This is a genomic window from Aetokthonos hydrillicola CCALA 1050, assembly GCF_017591665.1.
GTDB classification, from domain to species: Bacteria; Cyanobacteriota; Cyanobacteriia; order Cyanobacteriales; family Nostocaceae; genus Aetokthonos; species Aetokthonos hydrillicola.
This window is the reverse complement of record NZ_JAAKGC010000308.1, coordinates 1-2,101: the sequence shown is the minus strand read 5'-3', so window position 1 is coordinate 2,101 and position 2,101 is coordinate 1. Positions and strand designations below refer to the sequence as shown.

The window sequence follows — 2,101 nt, the reverse complement described above, 5'->3', positions numbered from 1 at the left end:
TATCGTTTGCATCTTTCAACTATCCCAGCTACTATCTACGCCATCGTAACTTTGAGTTCTGGATTGACCCCCAGGCTACTGATGACCTATACACGAATGATGCTACCTTCAAGTTAGTCACTCCTTGGAAAATAGGAACCGATGACTTGAGTGGTTTACAATCTTTCCAATCACTCAATTATCCATCTAACTACATTGGAATTGGACAAACCGATTCTCTAGGTTATATCCAATCAGTTAGTAGTACTAGTGATATATTGACGAAAACTAATGCCACTTGGAATGTCGTACCTGGACTAGCAAATTCTACTTGTATTTCTTTTCAGTCAAAAAATAACCCCGTCTACTACTTAAGACATCAAGGTTATCGCGCGAAGCTAAATCAAAACGATGGCACAGATTTATTCAAAGCAGATGCCACATTCTGTCCCAAAGCAGGATTAGCAAACTCAACTGCGGTGTCATTTGTATCTTTCAACTATCCCACCTACTATCTACGGCATCGAAACTTTGAGTTGTGGATTGACCCCCAAGGTAGTGATGACCTATATAAGAATGATGCATCTTTCAAAATTGCCCCACCTTGGGCACCATAATCTTAGCTAGTACAATATAGCTAATCAGTTTCTTTCGAAATTGGTATTAATTTCTGATAATCTGCCGGATTTTTATCCAGCAGATTTTTAATGACCTTAGAACCTTTTTCACAAATTGACACTGTGGGTTTATGGTTTTGGAATGGTATCAGCTTTGTGGATGAAACAAGTCAACTGGCTTGGTGTAACTTATCCAGTTAGGGGATCATGGGATATCCGTGTACTCAAATATTACCCTTACTTAACTCTGAGGATAGATGAATAATTTAAAACCTCGATGGCAGATAATAACAATGAAACCCATAAACTAAAACCATGGAAACAACACAGCTTGGAAGAACCGGTGTCTACGTGAGTGCAATTGGACTAGGAGGTATGCCAATGTCGTTAAGCGATCGCCCAAGCGAATCAGAGTCTGTTAATGTGATTCATCGGGCTTTAGATCTCGGCGTAACATTCATTGACACTGCTGATTCTTATTGCAAAGACGAATCTGACAAGCATCACAACGAGCGACTGATTTATAAAGCTTTGCAAAGCTACAACGGCGACGTTAACGGTGTGGTTGTTGCAACTAAGGGCGGTTTAATGCGTCATAATGGCAACTGGTCTCGCAATGGCGATCCAAACCATTTACGTGAAACGATCCGCATCAGCTTTGAAAGCTTGGGTGGAGAAAAACCAATTGACGTTTGGCAATACCACGCTCCCGACACAAACTACACTATTGAGGAATCTCTTAAGCCAGCTAAAGAAGCGGTAGCTAACGGCTTGATCCGATTTGTGGGAGTTTCTAATTTTTCCGTTTCCCAAATCAAGCAAGCGCGGGATGTGGTTGATATTGTATCTGTACAAAATCAGTATAATCCTTGGAATCGTCAGCCAGAGTTTGATGGTGTGCTGGAATATTGCGAAACTGAGGGTTTAACGTTTCTACCTTGGAGTCCATTTGGTGGTAGTCGTCGCCACACAAATTTAGAAAATTTTCGGGTGATATCACAGTTAGCCAAAGAAAAAGGCGTATCGGTATACTGCATTGTGCTGGCTTGGTTGCGCTCTAAATCTTCTAGCATCTTGCCTATCCCTGGTGCTAGCAAGACCAATAGCATTGAAGATTCAGTACGTGCTGTCGATGTCAAATTATCTGATGAAGAAGTACAAAAAATTGATCGGGAAACTGCATCATGATCCGATGAAAAGAAGCCTTAAATAAACAATAGCTAGAAGCTTTGTGTATAAGGCTTTTAAGAATTTCATCAATGTCTTATTTTGTGAATTGGTTAAACCAACAGGAAAGTTATTCAGGCAATTTTCCCACAGCAAAATTGTCCGGAACCGGAATGACCCGTGGTAAAATGTAAGATACGATGGTGTTTGGGAGGAATAAATATGTCACACACTGACCAAACCGTCCAACAAATCTACCGGAACATTATTGATACTTTGAAACCGAGTGAGCGACTCCGTCTAGCCGCTCTGATTTTGAATGATCTAACCGAACAAGA

Annotated in this window: 2 protein-coding genes; both read left to right on the top strand. The window is 40.8% G+C overall.

Features of this window, described 5'->3' with window-relative positions; genetic code table 11:
- Window positions 1–596, top strand: a 596-nt coding sequence (locus tag G4P69_RS37295; protein WP_208354919.1) for an AbfB domain-containing protein, incomplete at its 5' end; no start/stop codon positions are given.
- A 315-nt stretch (window positions 597–911) separates the two neighbouring features.
- The gene (locus G4P69_RS37290; protein WP_208339148.1) at window positions 912–1,784 is read left to right on the top strand and encodes an aldo/keto reductase; all 873 of its coding nucleotides are present in this window, start codon (window positions 912–914) and stop codon (window positions 1,782–1,784) included.
- Window positions 1,785–2,101 lie beyond the last annotated feature (317 nt).